Origin of the sequence: Collinsella sp. AM18-10 (assembly GCF_003471585.1) — a bacterium.
Lineage (GTDB): Bacteria > Actinomycetota > Coriobacteriia > Coriobacteriales > Coriobacteriaceae > Collinsella.
The window spans coordinates 21,265-39,146 of the sequence record NZ_QRJO01000018.1 but is presented as its reverse complement, the minus strand read 5'-3'; the positions used below and the strand labels follow the sequence as shown (position 1 = coordinate 39,146).

The following is a 17,882-nucleotide window of genomic DNA, read 5'->3' as shown; positions in this document are numbered from 1 at the left end:
ACTTGAAGAAGGGGGAGGCCTCGCGGCCTCCCCCTTTTTTGTATCTCGGGCAATTTGTCTCACATAGTAGCTGTGTTTTATAACCCTCGTTTGTCGCATCTTCTGTGAACGGGCTACAATAACTTAGTCTGTGCGATATGGAGGTGAACATGGCTGAAGCTGGTATCGGCGTTGATATCGTCGAGATTTCCCGCATGAAATCAATTCTTGAAAAGACGCCGTCGTTTGCTCGGCGTGTGTTTACCGAAGAAGAGCGTGCGTATTGCGATGCATCATCGCGTCCCGCTGCTCACTATGCGAGCCGCTTTGCTTCGCGCGAGGCGGTGCTTAAAGCTCTCGGCACGGGTTTTAGTCAAGGCGTGGGTCGCAAGGATGTTTCGGTAACGCGTGATAAACTCGGCAAACCGAAGGCGCTGCTTTCGGGCCGTGCTCTCGAGATCGCTCAAGAACTGGGCGTTGTTGAGGTCGCTCTTTCCATTACGCTTACGGGAGACTTGGCCGTTGCGAATGCCATCGCGATTACCGAAGATGCTCGGCCTAAGCCAAAAGATGAAAAGGTGAGCACCAAGAAACGCGTTGCGCAGACATTTAAAGAGGCTCGCTCTGTATTAGATGAGCTCGAGCAGCTGCAGAATTCAGCATTGACGGAGCACCTGGGCGATGCTTCGCAAGATACGCTAGGAGCATAGATGAAACCGGTTTTGAGTACCGAAGAAGTCGTTCGTCTCGAGGATATCATCGAACGCGAAGGGACTTCGAAGGCCGAGCTTATGGAGCTAGCGGGTGAGTTTGCCGCTAACGAGGTCTTGAAGCTCAATCCCGATCGGGTTCTCGTTTTGGTCGGTTTTGGTAATAATGGCGGCGACGGTTGGGTTGCCGCCGATATCCTGAGCCATAAGGGTGTGGACGTGGATATCGTTTCTCCGGTTGAACCGGATGAGATTCCTGCTGCTCTGGCACGTCATGTTGCTCGTCGTACTGCCGGCCGCGATGTGCACGTTTGCGTCGGCCCCTCGCGTGATGAACTCGAGGTTTTGATCGATAAGGCCGATGTTGTTGTCGATGCCATTTTTGGTACCGGTTTCCACGGGAATCTGCGTGCGCCGTTCTCCATTTGGATTCCTACGGTCAATGAATGCGCCGATTGTGTCGTATCCATTGATGTCCCCTCGGGTCTGAATGCCGAGACGGGCGTTGTTGATGACGACTGCATTCGTGCCGAGCGCACGGTGACGATGATTGCGCCCAAGATTGGTCTGTATAGCGCTGATGGTCCTGAGTATGCTGGCGATTTGATCTGCGGCAATCTTTACGACCGTCTTGACGAGGTCATCGATGATGTCGACCACGCCGCCGAGATTGTCGAGCCCGGTGACTTAGTTGATTACTTTGCTCCGCTACCATCGAATATCGATAAGTATTCCCGTGGCTCCGTGCTTATTGTCGCCGGATCTGCGCAATATCCTGGTGCTGCCATTATGGCGGCCAAGTCTGCAGCTCGCGCGGGTGCTGGTTACGTGGCAGTCGCGGCTCCTGACGCCTGCGCCAATCTCATTCGCATGGCACTTCCTTCGATTCCGGTCTTTGCTATTCCGTCTGATTCCCGCGGCTCCTTTGGCGCCGCTGCGCGCATGACGGTGTGCGAGATCGCAAAGAAGTACAGCTGCGTGCTGTGCGGTCCCGGTATGACGACGTCTGCCGGCGCTATGCAGGTGGTTTCGGGCTTGCTCGAGCTTGATGTACCGCTAATTTTGGACGCCGATGCACTCAACTGCCTTGCTAAGATTGCCATTGACGGTATTGATAGTAACCCCGAGATGTATCGCCGCGAGCAGCCGTTGGTTATGACGCCGCACTATCGTGAGCTTTCGCGCCTGGTTGCCGGTGACGAGGTGAACGACCTTGGTACCGCGATTGCGGCTGCGCAGAAGGTTGTCTGGGCTGCAGGCTCCGACAATCTGGTGGTCATTGCCAAGGGGCCGACGACGGCTATCTGTGGCGTTGAGCGCGTGCTGCTGCCGCTCTCGGGTCCGGCTTCTCTGGCAACTGCCGGTTCTGGTGATGTTCTCGCGGGTATTTTGGCCGGCACGCTTGCCACCATGCGCGACGAGATGGATCGTTGGGAGTTGCTGTATTCGTACGCCGTCGCACTTCACAGCTACGCCGGTTTTGCCGCGGCGACGGAGTATGGTGAGAAGAGCGTCATCGCGACCGATCTTATCGACTTGATCGGTCCTGCCATGGAGCTGGCGGCAAAGGATGCGCTCGAAGATCTGGGAATCATGGACGAAGGGTCGGATGACTAATCATGAATAAAGCCGATTTGACGCGCTGGTCCTGGGTCGAGATCGACCGCGGGGCGCTCCGTCGCAACACGAGGGCCTATAAGAACTTGTTGAATCCGCGTCAGCGCCTGTGCTGCGTGGTCAAGGCCGATGCTTATGGTCATGGAGCTGTTGAGTGTGCCAAGATCATGTATTCGGCCGGTGCCGACATGTTTGCCGTGGCGACGGTCAACGAGGGCGTTGGGCTCCGTCAGGGCGGGATTACTAAGCCCGTCCTGATTCTAAGCGAGCCGCCTATCGAGGCTATTCCTGCATTGCTCGAATTCGATATCATGCCCTCGGTCTATACGTCCGATTTTGCTCTTGCGTATGGCGAATGCGCCGTCGCGGCGGGCAAGGTGGGCAAGTACCATCTTGCCATCGAGACGGGCATGAATCGTATCGGTGTTCACTACACACAGGTGCTCGACTTTGTACGCGGCATCAGTTTCCATCGCGGCATCCAGTGCGACGGCGTATTTACGCACTTTGCCACGGCCGATGAACCTTCGGGTTGGGACTACAAGCTGCAGTGCCAGCGTTTTACCGAGGCCGTTCAGGCCATTAAGGACGCAGGTTTTGAATGCGGTATCGTGCATTGTGCCAATACGCCGTCCTCGATGCTCGATTCTTCAATGCACTTTGACATGATTCGTGCCGGCATCGGTTTGTATGGTCTGCAGCCATGTGAGCTGAGTGGTCGCGTGATGCAGCTTGATCCCGTCATGAGCGTCCACGCGCGTGTGACGCGCGTGGCGCATCCTGCGATGGGCGAGGGCGTGGGCTACGGCTTTACCTACCGCGTACCGCGCACGCGCGTTCAGATCTGCACCCTTCCGATCGGTTATGCCGATGGCCTTTCGCGTACGCTTTCCAATCGTATGGACGTGCTGTATCGCGGCGAGCGTGTGCGTCAGGTGGGCAATATCTGCATGGACCAGTTTATGGTCGCCATTCAGTCCAACCCGGCGCATGAGATTCCCGAGGCCGAGTATGGTGACGAGATGATCATTGTCGGCCGCGATGGAGATGCCGAGATTACCATGGACGAGATGGCGCGCCTACGCGGCACGATTAACTACGAGGTCGCTTGCGGCTTTGGTATGCGTCTCGACAAAGTCTACGTGTAGGAGTCGCTATGGGCGTCATGCACATCCCCGGCCATAGCCATCAGGCGCCGCGTGAGGTCGCACTCGAGGAGATCGAGGCCGTTCTGGGCGATTGTCACCTTTGCCAGCTTTACCAGTCGCGCCATAACATCGTGTTTGGCGTGGGAAACCCCCACGCTCGCGTGATGTTTATTGGCGAGGCGCCGGGCCGCAATGAGGATTTGCAGGGCGAGCCCTTTGTGGGGGCGGCAGGCGAGGACCTCAACGGCATTTTGTCGCTGGCGGGGCTCAAACGCGAAGACGTCTACATTGCCAACGTGCTTAAGTGCCGCCCGCCGGGAAACCGCAATCCGCGTCCCGAGGAAGTGCTGGCTTGCTCGCCGTTTTTGCGTGAGCAGATTCGAAGCATCTGGCCCGATATTATTGTGACGCTCGGCAACCCCGCGACGCACTTTGTGCTTAAGACCGAGATTGGCATTACTAGGCTGCGCGGCAGGTTCCACCAGATGGGGCATTTTGTAGTAATGCCCACGTTCCATCCGGCAGCAGCGCTACGCAATCCGGCATGGCAGGAGCTGCTGGAGGAAGACTTTAAGATGCTGGGCGACTATCTGGAGCGACATCCCGCACCAGAGGACGCCTCGGAATAATAAGGAGCATATATGTCCCTGGAGCGCCTGGGGGTAGGTACTTACAAAACGACTTGCGCTGCCGATACGGAGTACTTTGGCGAGCTAATTGCACCGTGCCTTGAGGACGGCGATGTGCTCATCCTGACCGGTGGCCTGGGAGTGGGCAAAACTCACTTTACCAAGGGCGTCTCGCGCGGGCTGGGCGATGGGCATATGGTTACGAGCCCTACGTTTGCGCTCATGGCCGTCCACGATCAAGGTCGTATTCCGCTGTTTCACTTTGATCTATACCGCCTGGAGCATGCCTACGAGCTCGAGGATACGGGCATTTTCGATGTGCTGGGCTATGAGGGTGCTTGCCTGCTGGAATGGGGCGAACAATTCCAAGACGAGCTGACGGATGAGTATCTTTCGGTGACGCTCAAGCGTGATGAGGGCGACAGTGATGTGCGAACGATAACGCTCGAGGCGCACGGTGACCGCGCAATGGAGCTTTCCCATTTGATTGATAAGGCTGTACAAGATGAGCTTGCATAACGACAACGCGCTGGTGGTGGCGCTCGATACCTCGACCGACATGCTTGCCTGCGCGGCAAGCTGGATTGATGGGCAGACGGGCGAGACGAAGCTCGTGAGTGGCGACCACATGTGTCGCCGTCACGCCAACGTTGAGCTCGTGAATACCGTTGATGGCATGCTGGCTCAAGCCGGTCTGGATCGCAGCGATGTTGGTTGCTACGTGGTCGGCCGCGGCCCGGGGTCGTTTACGGGTGTGCGCATCGGCATCTCCACTGCCAAGGGCCTCGCGCGCGGTGCCAATGCTCCGCTGCTGGGCGTGTCGACGCTCGACGCTTGCGCTTGGACGGCGTGGAAGGCTGGCGTGCGCGGCAAGCTTGGTATCTTGGCCGATGCTATGCGCGGTGAGGTATATCCGGCGCTGTATATGCTGGTCGATGAGGGCCTCGAGCGTCAATTTGAGCGCGAACACGTGGTCAAGGCCGCCGTGGCGCTCGATGAGTGGCGCCGAGCAGCGGACTGGGACCAGGTTCAGCTGACCGGTGACGGTCTCGTGCGCTATGGCAAGCTGCTGGGTGAGGACGAGACCGCCCGCTGCGTGGAGCGCGACCTGTGGTGGCCTTCGGGCGAGGGCTTGCTGCTCGCGCACGCTGCGGGTGACGGCGATCCGGCTCGCGTCCTGCCGATTTACACGCGCCTTTCGGATGCCGAGGAAAACGAGCGCAAGCGTCTTGGTCTTGCTGAGAGTGCACAGAGCGAAATTACGGGCGTTGCCGATGAGCTCGCCGGTCGTCATCTGCAGTTCCGTCCTATGGGCGCGGCGGATGCCGAGGGCGCGAGCGCGCTAGAGGCTGCCTGCTTTGAAGGTGCCGGACACGAGGCGTGGACGCCGGGCATGTTCCTGTCCGAACTGGGCGAGGACGTCGCTGCGCCGCGTAGTTGGTGGGTGGCACACGACGACGGCAAGCTGCTGGGCCTTGCCGGCGGTATGGTCGTGGACGGTGATGTGCAGATTCTGGATGTCGCCGTCGACCCGGCACATCGCCGTGAGGGCATTGCCCGCAAGCTGCTGTCGCATGTGAGCTATGATGCCCAGATGCTCGGCTGCACCACGGCTTCGCTCGAGGTCGAGGACGACAACAAGGGAGCGATCGCGCTTTATAACGCTCTGGGCTTTACCGAGGCAGGATGGCGCCGCGGCTATTATGGTGCCGGCAAGGATGCCATCGTCATGACGGCTCCGCTGCCCCTGGTGCTTCCGGTCGACAATGCCTCGCCCGAGCCGACGGCGGCAGAGCAGCGCGTATGGCCGCTGCCTGCGCCTAGGCGCTCCGAGGGGGAGCGTGCCGAAATTGAGCGCCGCCGCCTAGTGCTTGCCATCGAGAGTTCCTGCGACGAGACGGCGGTGGCGATTATCGATGCGGATGGCAATATGCTGGCCAACCAGGTGTCGACGCAGATCGATTTCCATGCCCGTTTTGGCGGCGTGGTGCCCGAGATCGCCTCGCGCAAACACGTTGAGGTGATTGTGAGTGTCGTGGATGCGGCGCTCGAGGATGCCGCAGCATCGCTTGGTCTTGAGGGTGGAGCCATTGCCCCTAGCGAGCTTGCCGCCGTGGGCGTGACACAGGGTCCGGGCCTGGTGGGCGCTCTGGTAGTGGGCGTCGCCTTCGCCAAGGGCTTTGCCTATGCCGCCGGCAAGCCGCTCGTGTGCGTCAACCATCTGGAGGGCCATCTGTTCGCCAACCTGCTGGCGCAGCCCGATCTCAGGCCGCCGTTTATCTTCACGCTCGTCTCGGGCGGTCATACCATGCTCGTGCACGTGAAGGCATGGGGCGACTACGAGGTACTTGGTGAGACACTCGACGATGCTGTGGGCGAGGCCTTCGACAAGGTAGCCAAGGCGTTGGGTCTGGGCTATCCCGGTGGCCCCATCATCTCCAAGCTGGCCGAGACGGGCAACCCCCGCGCGATCGATTTTCCTCGCGCGCTTAACAGCAGGGGAGACTATCGTTTCTCGCTTTCGGGTCTTAAAACGGCCGTGACGCTCTACATCGAGCAGGAGACCAAGGCCGGGCGCACGATTCACCTGCCCGATCTGGCGGCTTCGTTTGAGGCAGCCGTCTTTGACGTTCAGTACAAGAAGGCCAAAAACGCCCTGCATGCCACCGGATGCAAGGAATACTGCATCGGCGGCGGCGTCTCGGCTAATCCGCATCTGCGCGAGATGATGATCAAGAAGCTTGGGCGTCAGGGGATCCGCGTAACGGTGCCACCGCTTTCGGCGTGCACCGACAACGCCGCCATGATCGCAGAGGTTGCCCGCCGTAAATTCGACCGAGGAGAAATCTCGCCGTTCGATGTCGACGCCGATCCAAACATGACGCTGTAGCTGGTACGGCGCGGTCCCCGGACGGAGGGGCCGGATATAAGGTTTCCTGCTCTACAGTCCTGCGCAAGACGAAGGCCACATTAAGTGGCCTTCTTTGCGTGCGGAACTCGCGATAAACCTTATATCCGGCCCCTCCGTCCGGGGACCTTTCTGTATCGATATAGCTTCTGAGCTGGTTTGGCGTCGACAACGTCCGGCAAGGTTAGCCAGCTGCGTCGAATTTCCGGCGTGCTTTAGCTGAAAGAAAAAGATGGTGTGCGGAGCTTTGCTCCGCACATTTGGGATGGGAGCTCCTCGGGGGCGGGGCGGGCGCCTGCCGCCATATATGAACTTTATCGCGAGTTCCGCACGAACAGGAGGCCACTTAATGTGGCCTCCGTCGTGAGCAGGACTGTCCGAGCAGGAAAGTTCATATATGGCGGCAGGCGCCCGCCCCGCTCCCGAGGGGCATCTCTCAAGCAAAAACTGTCGTTCGGTAAAGTCCGAGGTCAGTGGCGTTTTATAACGAGAAATTCAAAAGAATTTGAAAATTCATTACAAATTTGCGTTGACTTTAGGTAACTAAAGTTTCATACTCCTTTTTCAACCACTGGGGGATGTGAACACGCACGGATCGTTCGCATCATGATTGAAGAGGATTTTTTAGACATGTTCACGCATCAGCTAAACATTATCAGCGTAGTAATTATCTGATGCGGGTTAGCACATACAGCTAGCCCGTACGATAACGGGCGGCTGATGAAGATGAGGGCCGTCGAGCGCAACCGACGGCCCTCATTTTTTATGTCTGAGAAGTTCTTTTTAGAGGAGGAAATGTAATGAACGGAGTTTTGCTCATGGTTGTGGCCGCGGCGGTGCTCGCCTGCGGCTATCTGGGCTATGGCCGATGGCTGGCCAACAAGTGGGGCGTTGACAAAGAGGCCCTCACGCCGGCCAAGCGCATGAAGGACGGCAAGAGCTTCTCGCCCGTCTCCGCCTTTACCGCGTTCTCGCATCAGTTCAGCTCGATCTGCGGTGCTGGCCCTGTCACGGGTACGATCGTCGCCATGGCCTTTGGCTGGCTGCCCGTCGTGCTCTGGGTCCTCGTCGGCGGCATCTTCTTTGGCGCCGTCCACGACTTTGGTGCTCTGTACGCTTCGATGAAGAACAACGGCAAGTCGCTCGCTCAGCTCATCGAGAAGTACATCGGCAAGACCGGCCGTCGCCTGTTCCTGCTGTTCTGCTGGCTGTTCTGCATCATCGTCATCGCCGCCTTCACCGACATGGTCTGCAAGACGTTCATGTTCACCCCGGCCGTTGACGCTTCTGGCGCCGCTACCGGTGCCATCGACTTCACCAAGTCCTATGCCGCTGGCTGCGCTGGCACCATCTCCATCCTGTTCACCTTCGTCGCTATCGCCTTTGGTTGGGCCCAGAAGAAGTTCAACCTCACCGGTGCCGCCGAGTTCGTCACCGGCGTGGTCCTCATGGTTCTCATGTTTGCCGTCGGTATGCAGTTCCCGGTCTACCTGGATAAGTTCCAGTGGTTCGCAGTCGTCATGGTCTACCTGGTCTTCGCTGGCGCTATGCCCATCCAGATGCTCAAGACCCCGCGTGACTACCTCACTTCCATCATGATGATCGTCATGATCGCCTGCGCTGTCCTCGGCATCGTCGTCCTGGGCGTTAACGGCCAGGCCACTATCACCGCTCCGGTCTTCACCGGCTTCTCCACTGCCTCCGGCATGATGTTCCCGGTCCTGTTTGTCTCCGTCGCTTGTGGTGCTCTCTCCGGTTTCCACAGCCTCGTTTCTTCCGGCACCTCTTCTAAGCAGGTCGAGAAGGAGCAGGACGCCGTCAAGGTCGGTTATGGCGCCATGATCGTCGAGTCCTTCGTCGGCATCCTTGCCATCATCGTCGCCGGCATCATGTTCTCCGATATGAACACCGCCGGTACTGGCGCCCTCAACGCCGGTGTCGCTTCCACCCCGTTCCAGATCTTCGCCGCTGGCATCTCCCGCGGTATGCAGGCCTTCGGTGTTGACGGTACGCTCGCTACCGTCTTCATGACCATGAACGTTTCCGCTCTGGCCCTGACCTCGCTCGACGCCGTCGCCCGCATCGCCCGCACCTCGTTCTCCGAGTTCTTTGCCCAGACCAACGACGCCCTGGCCATCGAGTCCAAGGCCGGCTACATGAAGGTTCTCGGCAACCCCTGGTTCGCCACGGTCGTCACCCTGCTTCCCGGTCTCGCCCTTGCCTTTGGTGGCTATGCCAACATCTGGCCGCTCTTTGGTGCTTCCAACCAGCTGCTCGGCGGCATGACCATGATCACCCTCGCCGTGTTCTGCAAGTGCACCGGCCGCAAGGGCTGGATGCTCTACGTGCCCGTCGCCTTCCTGCTCTGCTGCACCTTCACCTCGCTGGTCCAGAGCGCCATGGGCTGCATGACCGCTGTCCAGGCTTACGGCTTCTTCGGCACCATCCCGGCTACCGCCACCACGGCCGCCGTCTCCGTCGCCGCCACCAAGGGCCTGCAGCTCGTCTTTGCCGTCCTGCTGATGGTCCTGGGCCTCATCGTCGCCGTCAACTGCCTCAAGGAGTTCTTCGGCAAGGAGGCTGGCTCCATGCCTGATGAGGAGCCCGAGTGGTCCGAGATGGGCAAGGCCGAGTACGGTCGCGCCGCTGCCGCTGAAGCTCCTGCCGACGCCGAGGCCGCTAAGGCCTAGTCGGTCGGACGGGTTGAATCTCCCGTCTATTTGACTCGGAAAGACCGGGTCCGCAATCAAGCGGACCCGGTCTTTTTTCTTATGAGAACAGGTGGTGCAAGGGCGTTCTCGCAGATGTTTTGCGTGGATAGGCTCGTGCGTTGTACCATATGGACGTATATGTGTGCATATGAAAGGGGCCCCGTGGCCAAGACGGTATATTCCGATAATCAAAACAATGTCGATGCCCTGGCTGAGCGTCTGAGCAGCCAGACGTCGCTTTCTGCCGAGCGCGCCAAGCTGGTTGCCTACGACCTGCTCTGCCGCAAGGCGCTCAAGATTAAGTCGAGCGCGCTGGCGCAGATTTTCCGCTCCGTCGATAAGGAATGCGACACCAAGGCGATGCGCGATGAGCTTATCGCGGCAAATATCGTGACCAAGATCGAGGGCAGCGGCATTAACGGGCGCCCGGCGTTCTATACCATCAATGTCGAGATCCGCGATGCCCAGGAGCAGCCTGCCGAGTCCGTCGAAGATTTTGTCGTCGAGGATTCCGCTGACGTGCCTGCTGTGGAAGAAGCTGCTCCGCGTGAGCATGTCGATACCGATGAGTTGCTCGATGAGAACGTCGTGCGTGCCTTTACGGCCAAGGCAGGATGCGGCGGTTTTGGCGGGGGTGGCAAGCGCGATGCGCAGCGCCGCGCCCAGCAGGAGCGCTTCCGTCGTGCCGTTGCTCAAAAGGGTGAGACGGATGCCGAGGCTGTTGAGAACGAGGTTGCTGCCGAGTCGCAGAGGCCCGCGAAGGAGCAAAAGCCCGTGGAGGCCCAGGAGCCCCAGCGTCGCCGTGGTGCCCACTTTAAGGCTGCGCAGCAGGATGTCGCGCATGAGGTTGAAGAGCCTTCCGAGGCTGCAGACGATGTTGAGGAGTCTGCCAAGAAGGCTCCGGGTTCATGCCGTCCCGGGCGTGGTTTTGCGAGGCGCGCGTATCCCGTAAGGCGTCAGGAGAAGGGCGAGCCGGCTCCGACCGCTCAGGCCGAGAAGGCCGAACAAACCGAGAAAACCGTTGAGCCGGCGGCTCGCGAGCAGAAGCCTGTTGAGCCGCAGCTTGAGGTTGCTGCCGAGGCCAAGGGCGAGCAGCCTACTGATGGGCAGACGGAGCAGGGCGCGTCGAGCAGGCCTCGCCGCCGTCGCCATCGCGGGGGTCGCAGTTCCCATGCCGAGACTGCAGCCGAGAAGACCACGCCGCAGGACGAGGATGCGAAGGCCGAGGTTTCTTCGGGGCAGCCTAAGCGCCAGCCGGCGAAGGAGAGCAAGTCCGATCGTCCGCAGAAGCAGGCGTCTATGCCGAAGCGCGAGCGCAATTCCCAAGGCGATTCTAAGCGCAGGTCTCAGAAGAAGCCGGAGTCTGCCGCAGCAGATGCTGCTGCCCAGCAGCCCGAGTCGGCCGTCCACGGCGAGGTATCGGCGTTTGCCCTTGCCCGCGTTTTAGGCAGGCAGCTGCTCAAAGTTGTCCCTACGCCTACGGCGCTCTCTAAGATCAAGGAGCAGCAGACACAGATCGTAAAGGTCGAGGGCAAGGACGGCAAAAAGGCTCCGCAGCGCACTCAGCACAACGAGATGTCCAACCGCAAGATTGCCGAGGAAATCGCAATCATCCAGGCTTGGATCGAGCAAAACCGAGGTGCCGATACGCCGGTTGCCTCGCGCCGCCAGCGTGCCTACCAGATTTTTAACGACGAGAAGGCTTTTGACGGCAAGCACGGCGAGCGTCTAATTCGGCGTATGACCGAAAAGGGCATCAGCATGCAGGCGATTAAGGTCGCCCCCAACCGCCCCGTGCACTTTACGGGTTTCTTTACGCTGGGCGCCGATAAGCCGTTCATTATGGTCGAGAACCTGGACACCTATGACGAGATCGTCAAACTCCTGCGCGGCCGCAAGCACGCTAAGCTCTTTGGCATCAAGGTGGGCGGCGTGATTTTTGGCGGCGGATGCAAGGCGAGCGTCTCGCATGCCCTGGACGATTATCTGGCTGAGATCGGCTATCGCTTTAACTACGTCTACTACGTGGGCGATATCGACCGCGAGGGCGCGCGCATCGTCGAGCAGGCTCGCAATGCCAATGTGGTTGAGATTCGCCTGCATGCCGGCATGTACCGCGCCATGCTCGCCGAGCATAAGCGTCGCGTGAAGGCCGGCGGCGAGTGCGAGCCCGCGGCTGCCAACCAGGGCGTGCCGCAGAACTTGGCGGCGACGATCAAGGATCTGCCCATGGTCACGCGCGTGCAGTTCCGCAATGTGCTGCGCGAGGGCGGGCGCATTCCGCAGGAGATTCTGATGACCGCCGACTATCGGGATGGCGACTCGGGAAGCTTCGACCGCATGCTTAACAACTAAATTCCGCCGGCCCCGGGAGAGCGGGGACACCGGCTTAGGTTTCCTGCTCTACAGTCCTGCTCACGACGGAGGCCACATTAAGTGGCCTCCTGTTCGTGCGGAACTCGCGATAAACCTAAGCCGGTGCCCCCGCTCTCCCGGGGGCTGTCGTGGCTTGGCCGTTGCACGCGGCTCGCTTTTCGGAACGGGGCTGACGGACACGTTCCGAAATCTACCACCGTCGCTGTGCAGGGTGTCTATAAAGAGCCGTGGCCAAAAAACATCAAATATGAGTACTGATACTCTTTTAGTAGCAGTAATTTTGATCACATTTAAGGTGATTTGACGTGTCGATCGAGCAGATAAGCTGCCGTATCTCCTCAAGTGTTCATTAAAGGAAGACCTTGATGCGAATAAATCTCATTAAGATCTTCTTTTATTAACGAAAATAATGTAGCTACAACGGTAACAGTACTCATATTTGCCGTTTTTTGGCCACAGTCCTTCGGAGGGTCCTCGAAAATAGTCCCGAGCCGGCACTTGGGGACGTTCCTATAATGCCGGCACTTAGGAGCGTCCCCAAGTGCCGGCACCGCGTCTGCCTGCGGCGGCCGCGCCCCGCTGCGTCGCTTCGCACCCTTGCGGGTTCGAATCCCTCCGCTTGGCGGCGTTGGCTCGATTTGCTTGACGTGAGGGGCTCTTGGCTGGTGTGGGACGGAGGGATTCCGCGTCCGCCTGGTCGGCGGCCGCGCCCCGCTGCGTCGCTTCGCTCCTTGCGTGCTGCGCTGGAAAACGCTTCGCGTTTCCTCAGCTCCGCACCCTTGCGGGTTCGAATTCCTCCGCTTGCCCACAAGAAAGCGCCCTGGGCCGTTATGGGCTTAGGGCGCTCAGTTTTAATGGCTGGGACGGAGGGATTCGAACCCCCAACAGCCGGCACCAAAAACCGGAGTTCTACCGTTGAACTACGTCCCAATGTGTGGTGTTGCCCAAAAGCAACTCGTCTAGTTTACCTAATCTGCGAGGGCATCGCAAACGCCGTCGAGTAGGCGTACGGCGAGCGTCTGCGCGTCGCTGGCCGTGAAGGTGCCGTTGTAGCGCGTCATGCCCGTGAGCTCAATGCGAATGCGAGCCGGCTTCTGCTGCGCGGCGACATTGGCGGTGCGGATGCGCTGGGCCAGGTTGTGGCACTCGGCGAGGGCAATAGTGGCGCGTGGCGCGGCGTCGGCGGGCAGCTCGTCGCTTGCGATCTCGAGCACCAGGTCAACGTCGGTTGGGACCTCGGAGTCGCAGAGCATCATGCCGCTGTTGTCGGTCGTTGCCGTGGCGATGTTCCACATGCGCGAAGCAACGCTGCGTGCGATGGGGTCCTCGCCGATAACGGCAATCTGGAAGCGCTCGAGCACGTTGGCGGCGCGAGCAAAACCGATGCGGGACTCGGCTTCGGTGACCGAGGGCTTGCCCTCCCACACATGATGCAGGCGGTTGATGTAGGCGTAGGTGTCTTGGAAGGCCATGCCGTCGGCAAACAGGCCGACATTTTCCTGGAACTGCTGCAGGGCGGCCTCGGTATGCGGACCAAAGTAGCCGTCGTCCTCGCCGCAGGCAAAGCCCAAAACGTTGAGAGCGCGCTGCAGGGCCTGCACATCGGCGCCATGGAAATTGGGCATGCGCAGATACAGGGTGCGGTCGCCCAGCTTATACGAGGCGTCGACCAGGGCGCTCCAACAGGGGATATCGACGGCATGACCGGCAGCAAGGCCGCTGTCGAGCCTGAAGGTGCTGACGGCCTGCTCGGTGGTGGTGCCAAAGCGCTTGTCGACAACCTCGGCGTCATCGATTGTATAGCCGAGCTGCAGAAGGCGGGACTGGACGTCCTCGACGGCTGCTCCCTGCATGCCTGTGGTAATAGGTTCCATGAACGAACCCCTTTCGGCGTACCATTCGTACTATTTTGAGCGTGTGTCGGATAGACAACGCGAGACAATTTATAAACATGCACTCAATAGTGTAGCAACTTGTACCCAAACGCGCTGCCCACAGGTTTTATGACCCCCGCTAGTTAAGACGCTCCACAAAGAAATCTGCCATTGAGAGGAAGAGCTCGCGCGCATGCGGGTCGAGCTCGACGCCTTCGATAGCGGCCTTGGCCTTGGCGGTCAGGTCGAGCGCATAGTTGTGGGCGAAATCGATGGAGCCGGTCTCCTGGAAGATCTCCACGGCGCGTGCGAGCTGCGCAGGGTCCTCGGTGCCCGAGGAAAGGATTGCCTCGATCTCGTCGTGATAGCGCTCGTCTGACAGGGCATGCACGGCAACGAGGGTGCGCTTGCCCTCGGTGATATCGGTGCGGAAGTCCTTGTTGGCGGCCTCCTTGGTGCCGATCAAGTTGAGCAGGTCGTCTTGAATCTGGAAGGCAAGGCCCGTGTGCAGCCCAAAGGCGCGCAGTGCCTCAATCTGCTCTTCGCTGCCGCCGCCGATAATGGCTCCGGCGGCAAGCGGCGTCGCTCCGCTGTAGTACGCGGTCTTGTGCGTCGCCATGTCCAGATAATCGTCGACCGAAATGTCAAAGCGCCCGTCGCGGACCCAGCCCAGGTCGAGCGCCTGGCCCTCGATGGTACGGACGATCATCTCGGTAAGCTCGTGGAGCACGTGAAGCTTCACGTCTGCGTTGAGTGTGGGGTCGTCGAGAACCGTCTTGGTGACCATGGTGAGCGCCAGGTCACCGCAGTTGATGGCAAGACCGGTACCCTCGGTAAGGTGCATGCAGGGCTTGCCGCGACGAATCTGCCCGTTGTCGGCGATGTCGTCGTGGATGAGTGCGCCCGACTGAAAGTGCTCGATGGCCGCCGCGGCGCTGCGGGCGCTCTCAAAGCTACCGCCCACTGCGGTTGCGGCGAGCATGCAGATGAGCGGGCGGTGGCGCTTGCCAGCGTTTGCCGTAAATGCCGAGAGCGGGGTATACAGGTAACGCTCGATATCGGCGGAAGTCGCCTGTCCGTCAAAGAACGTGGCCAGATAGTCGTTAATCTGGTCAAAGTGCTGGGCTAAAAAGCTGGTAAACGGACTGGACACGGGTTCTCGCATTCTTTGATAGGTTGCATCGTTGCATTATGCAGACAACATATTGCCACATTAGGGCGTCGAGCGCGGCGGTTGAAGACGATTGGTCCATGCGGCCGCAAGTGCGGTAGGGGCTTTGCTAGATAAGCCCAAAGTGTTCGAGCGCGGTGACGACGCCGTCGTGGTCGATGCTGTCGGTGACATAGTCGGCCTTTTCCTTGAGGAAGTCCGGTGCGTTGCCCATGGCGATGCCAACGTCGACGGCGTTCATCAGCGAGACGTCATTGCTGGCGTCGCCGATGCCGTATACGGTTCCGTGGTGGGGATCGAGGGCGTCGAGTACGGACTGGATACCCTCGCGCTTGGTGCATTCGCGAGGCGAAATTTCGGTCACTTCGAGCTCGAGCTCGTTAAAGCAGAGCAGCGGCTCAAACGCTTGATCCTGAGCGATGCGGTTGGCAAGCGACGTGGACATTAAGATCTTGTAGGCGCTGTAATGTTGCAGCTGCGTAATTGCATCGCCCACGGTGCGGGCGTATCCCGGGGCGTCGGGCGCATCGGCACTCATGCGAACGACGCCATTGAGTCCCTCAAAACGAATCACTTCGTCCGATTGCTCAAGAATGGGAGCAAGGCGCTGCAGCATGCCGGGCGTCATCGCCAAATCGCGAATCACGTGTCCCTCAAGTTCGACATAGCCACCCGCGAGGCAGACGATGCCGGTCCAGGGCAGATCGAGCAGCTTTGGATGGATGCAGCTCAGCGTGCGCCCCGTGCAGATAAACGCCATATTGCCCTTGGCGACAAAATTACGGATGGCTTGCGAGACCGCTTCATTGGGATAGGGGGAGAGGTCTCGCTCGCTCTCGGGAAGCTCTTGTGCCACTCGAGGGTCTTGCCAGGCGAGTGTTCCATCGATATCGAAGAAGCAGATATCGCCGCGCTTATGGGCTGCGCTGGCGGCAGGGGAGGCCGAGGTGGTGGGCACAAATCCCGGCTCGAGGCCCATGATCTGGTCAAAATGCTCTTTAACGCGGGGAACGGAGATGCCGATAATCACCTGGGCGGTCTTGCCCGTAATGATGAGGCCCTTGGCGCCCACCGCGACAAACGACGCGTTATCTGCAACGATGGAAGGGTCTGCGACCTCGACGCGCAGGCGCGTGGCGCAGTTGGTTGCGCCCACGATATTGCCAACGCCACCTAAAAGCTGAATTACCCGCTCAGCGAGGACGTGATCTTGATCGGATTGAATACTGACCTCGCCATTGGGAGATTGCTCTTTGGCAAAGCCGCTTCCCGTTAAACGATCGATTGCCGCGCGATTGGAGACATGATCCTCGCGGCCCGGCGTCTTAAGGTCATAGACCAAGATGAGTGCTCGAAAACTAACAAAAAAGATGAGGCTAAAGGCAAGACCGATACCGAGCGCCAAAAGGTAGGAGCCGGCATGCATTCGCATGAGTGGGATGAAGTTGAAGGCCGTCATTTCCATGAGACCGCCCGAGAAGATGCCGACGATGCCAAAGAAGTTCATGGTCATGGCAAGGCAGGAGGATAGGACGGCGTAGAGCAAAAAGAGTCCGGGATAGGTGAACATAAAGAGAAACTCGAGCGGTTCGGTGACGCCGCAGACCACCGAGGCGACGATGGCGGGCAAAAGGATGACCTTAAGGCCGGCGCGGCGTTCGGGTTTGGCGGTGAAATAGAATGCTGCCGCGATGGCGGGAAGGCCAAAGAGCTTGCCCCAGCCGGTGGCGGTAAAACCTGCCCAGGGCGCAAGTTCATTTAAAGGGCGCGTGCTATGGGAGAGAATGGGGAGCAGGTTGGTCCACGTGGCGTAAATACCGTCGTGAATGACCAGATTGTCGTAATAGATGGGCATATAGAGCAGGTGGTGCAGCCCCATGGGCTCGAGTGCTCGCTCCAAAAACACAAAGATGCCCACGCCGAAGGGGCCGACGCCCGCAAGTGCGTGGCGCAGCGTTTCGGTCACAGCGTATGCGAAAGGCACGATGGCGGCCGAGATGGCGGCAAGGGCAAACGCGGCAAAAAAGCTGATGAGGTAGACCAGCGAGGAACCCGAGAAGGTGCCGAGCCAATCGGGAACCTTGGCATCGTAGAAGCGGTCATGGATCGCGACGACGGTTGCCGACACCGCCAGCGGGCCGATAATGCCGGTGTCGAGCGTCTTGATGCCGTCGATGACGGTGATGCCGCTAGCGGAGGTCAAAAACGACGGGTACTTAAGCCCAAGGTTGTCTCCACTCAGCTTAATGATCTCGCTCAAAAAGAAGCAATAGGCAAAATAGGCCACGAGCGCCTCGAGGCAGCAGCGTGCCGGTTGCTTTTGGGCAAGACCGATAGGCAGCGCTACGGCAAAAAGGAGCGGGAGACGTTTAAAGACCGTCCACGAGCCGCGCTGGATGATGGTCCAGAAAACGTACCAAGGGGTTCCGTATACGGCGAGGTCACCGACGATGTCTACGGTCGTGGCGAGGGCGGAGATGCCGACCATGAGGCCTGATATAGAAAACAGCATGGCGGGCGCGAACATGGCTCCGCCAAAACGTTGGATTTTCTGCAGCATAATATGCCTTCCGGATGCAACATGCTGTGCGAGCAAGAACGTTTAAACAATGAACTCATTGTAGAGGACTGGCTGCTTGCCGCATTGACGGTTTTGATTCGAATCGATTGGAGCATCACGGGCGCCGTTGACAGTTAATAATCGGTGCTTTGCCGATAGACGGTTTAAACAACCCAAAGAAATGCTATCGTGCCTAGCC

The 17,882-nt window shown here is 59.3% G+C and carries 11 protein-coding genes and 1 tRNA gene; 8 read left to right on the top strand and 4 right to left on the bottom strand.

The annotated features are described in order from the left end of the window. The first annotated feature begins 149 nt into the window (after positions 1-149). The 8 genes from acpS to DW211_RS09005 all read left to right on the top strand — a co-directional run bounded on the left by acpS (position 150) and on the right by DW211_RS09005 (position 12,057). Complete coding sequence (acpS, locus tag DW211_RS09040; protein WP_117655164.1) at positions 150-689, top strand: holo-ACP synthase; 540 nt, start codon at positions 150-152, stop codon at positions 687-689. Then, positions 690-2,306, top strand: a complete 1,617-nt coding sequence (locus tag DW211_RS09035; RefSeq protein ID WP_082435564.1) for an NAD(P)H-hydrate dehydratase — start codon at positions 690-692, stop codon at positions 2,304-2,306. It begins immediately after the preceding gene. 2 nt (positions 2,307-2,308) lie between these two features. Next, entirely contained in the window at positions 2,309-3,454 is a 1,146-nt protein-coding gene (gene alr, locus DW211_RS09030) for an alanine racemase (protein WP_089573672.1), read from the top strand. A gap of 8 nt (positions 3,455-3,462) precedes the next feature. Continuing rightward, positions 3,463-4,083, top strand: coding sequence for a uracil-DNA glycosylase (locus DW211_RS09025; protein WP_118260394.1), 621 nt, complete (start codon positions 3,463-3,465; stop codon positions 4,081-4,083). A 12-nt stretch (positions 4,084-4,095) separates the two neighbouring features. Beyond that, positions 4,096-4,602 (top strand): tRNA (adenosine(37)-N6)-threonylcarbamoyltransferase complex ATPase subunit type 1 TsaE, encoded by a 507-nt coding sequence (gene tsaE, locus DW211_RS09020; RefSeq protein ID WP_006235849.1) that lies wholly within the window; start codon positions 4,096-4,098, stop codon positions 4,600-4,602. Further along, positions 4,589-6,973 carry a tRNA (adenosine(37)-N6)-threonylcarbamoyltransferase complex transferase subunit TsaD gene (gene tsaD / locus DW211_RS09015; RefSeq protein WP_118260392.1) on the top strand — a complete coding sequence of 795 codons (2,385 nt, stop codon included), beginning with the start codon at positions 4,589-4,591 and terminating at the stop codon, positions 6,971-6,973. Before tsaE ends, tsaD begins: the two co-directional genes overlap by 14 nt. An 818-nt stretch (positions 6,974-7,791) precedes the next feature. Beyond that, positions 7,792-9,681 carry a carbon starvation protein A gene (locus DW211_RS09010; RefSeq protein ID WP_117636065.1) on the top strand — a complete coding sequence of 630 codons (1,890 nt, stop codon included), beginning with the start codon at positions 7,792-7,794 and terminating at the stop codon, positions 9,679-9,681. Positions 9,682-9,864: 183 nt separating this feature from the next. Beyond that, entirely contained in the window at positions 9,865-12,057 is a 2,193-nt protein-coding gene (locus tag DW211_RS09005; RefSeq protein ID WP_158568520.1) for a hypothetical protein, read from the top strand. Positions 12,058-12,933: 876 nt separating this feature from the next. On the opposite strand, the gene DW211_RS09000 is transcribed toward DW211_RS09005, so the two are convergent. The 4 genes from DW211_RS09000 to DW211_RS08985 form a co-directional block, all read right to left on the bottom strand. Beyond that, a tRNA-Gln gene (locus DW211_RS09000) sits at positions 12,934-13,008 on the bottom strand. 38 nt (positions 13,009-13,046) lie between these two features. Further along, positions 13,047-13,952, bottom strand: coding sequence for a peptidoglycan-binding protein (locus DW211_RS08995; protein ID WP_187361857.1), 906 nt, complete (start codon positions 13,950-13,952; stop codon positions 13,047-13,049). Between the two features lie 139 nt (positions 13,953-14,091). Then, positions 14,092-15,105 carry a polyprenyl synthetase family protein gene (locus tag DW211_RS08990; RefSeq protein WP_118260388.1) on the bottom strand — a complete coding sequence of 338 codons (1,014 nt, stop codon included), beginning with the start codon at positions 15,103-15,105 and terminating at the stop codon, positions 14,092-14,094. A gap of 127 nt (positions 15,106-15,232) precedes the next feature. Continuing rightward, the gene (locus DW211_RS08985) at positions 15,233-17,683 is read right to left on the bottom strand and encodes a PTS transporter subunit EIIC (protein ID WP_118260386.1); all 2,451 of its coding nucleotides are present in this window, start codon (positions 17,681-17,683) and stop codon (positions 15,233-15,235) included. Between the last annotated feature and the right edge of the window lie 199 nt (positions 17,684-17,882).

Bases quoted from the DNA above. Each gene is read 5' to 3' on its own strand.
- DW211_RS09035 (WP_082435564.1), top strand. From the start codon at position 690: ATGAAACCGGTTTTGAGTACCGAAGAAGTCGTTCGTCTCGAGGATATC.
- tsaE (WP_006235849.1), top strand. From the start codon at position 4,096: ATGTCCCTGGAGCGCCTGGGGGTAGGTACTTACAAAACGACTTGCGCT.
- DW211_RS09010 (WP_117636065.1), top strand. From the start codon at position 7,792: ATGAACGGAGTTTTGCTCATGGTTGTGGCCGCGGCGGTGCTCGCCTGC.
- DW211_RS08985 (WP_118260386.1), bottom strand. From the start codon at position 17,683: ATGCTGCAGAAAATCCAACGTTTTGGCGGAGCCATGTTCGCGCCCGCC.
- acpS (WP_117655164.1), top strand. From the start codon at position 150: ATGGCTGAAGCTGGTATCGGCGTTGATATCGTCGAGATTTCCCGCATG.
- alr (WP_089573672.1), top strand. From the start codon at position 2,309: ATGAATAAAGCCGATTTGACGCGCTGGTCCTGGGTCGAGATCGACCGC.
- tsaD (WP_118260392.1), top strand. From the start codon at position 4,589: ATGAGCTTGCATAACGACAACGCGCTGGTGGTGGCGCTCGATACCTCG.
- DW211_RS09025 (WP_118260394.1), top strand. From the start codon at position 3,463: ATGGGCGTCATGCACATCCCCGGCCATAGCCATCAGGCGCCGCGTGAG.
- DW211_RS08995 (WP_187361857.1), bottom strand. From the start codon at position 13,952: ATGGAACCTATTACCACAGGCATGCAGGGAGCAGCCGTCGAGGACGTC.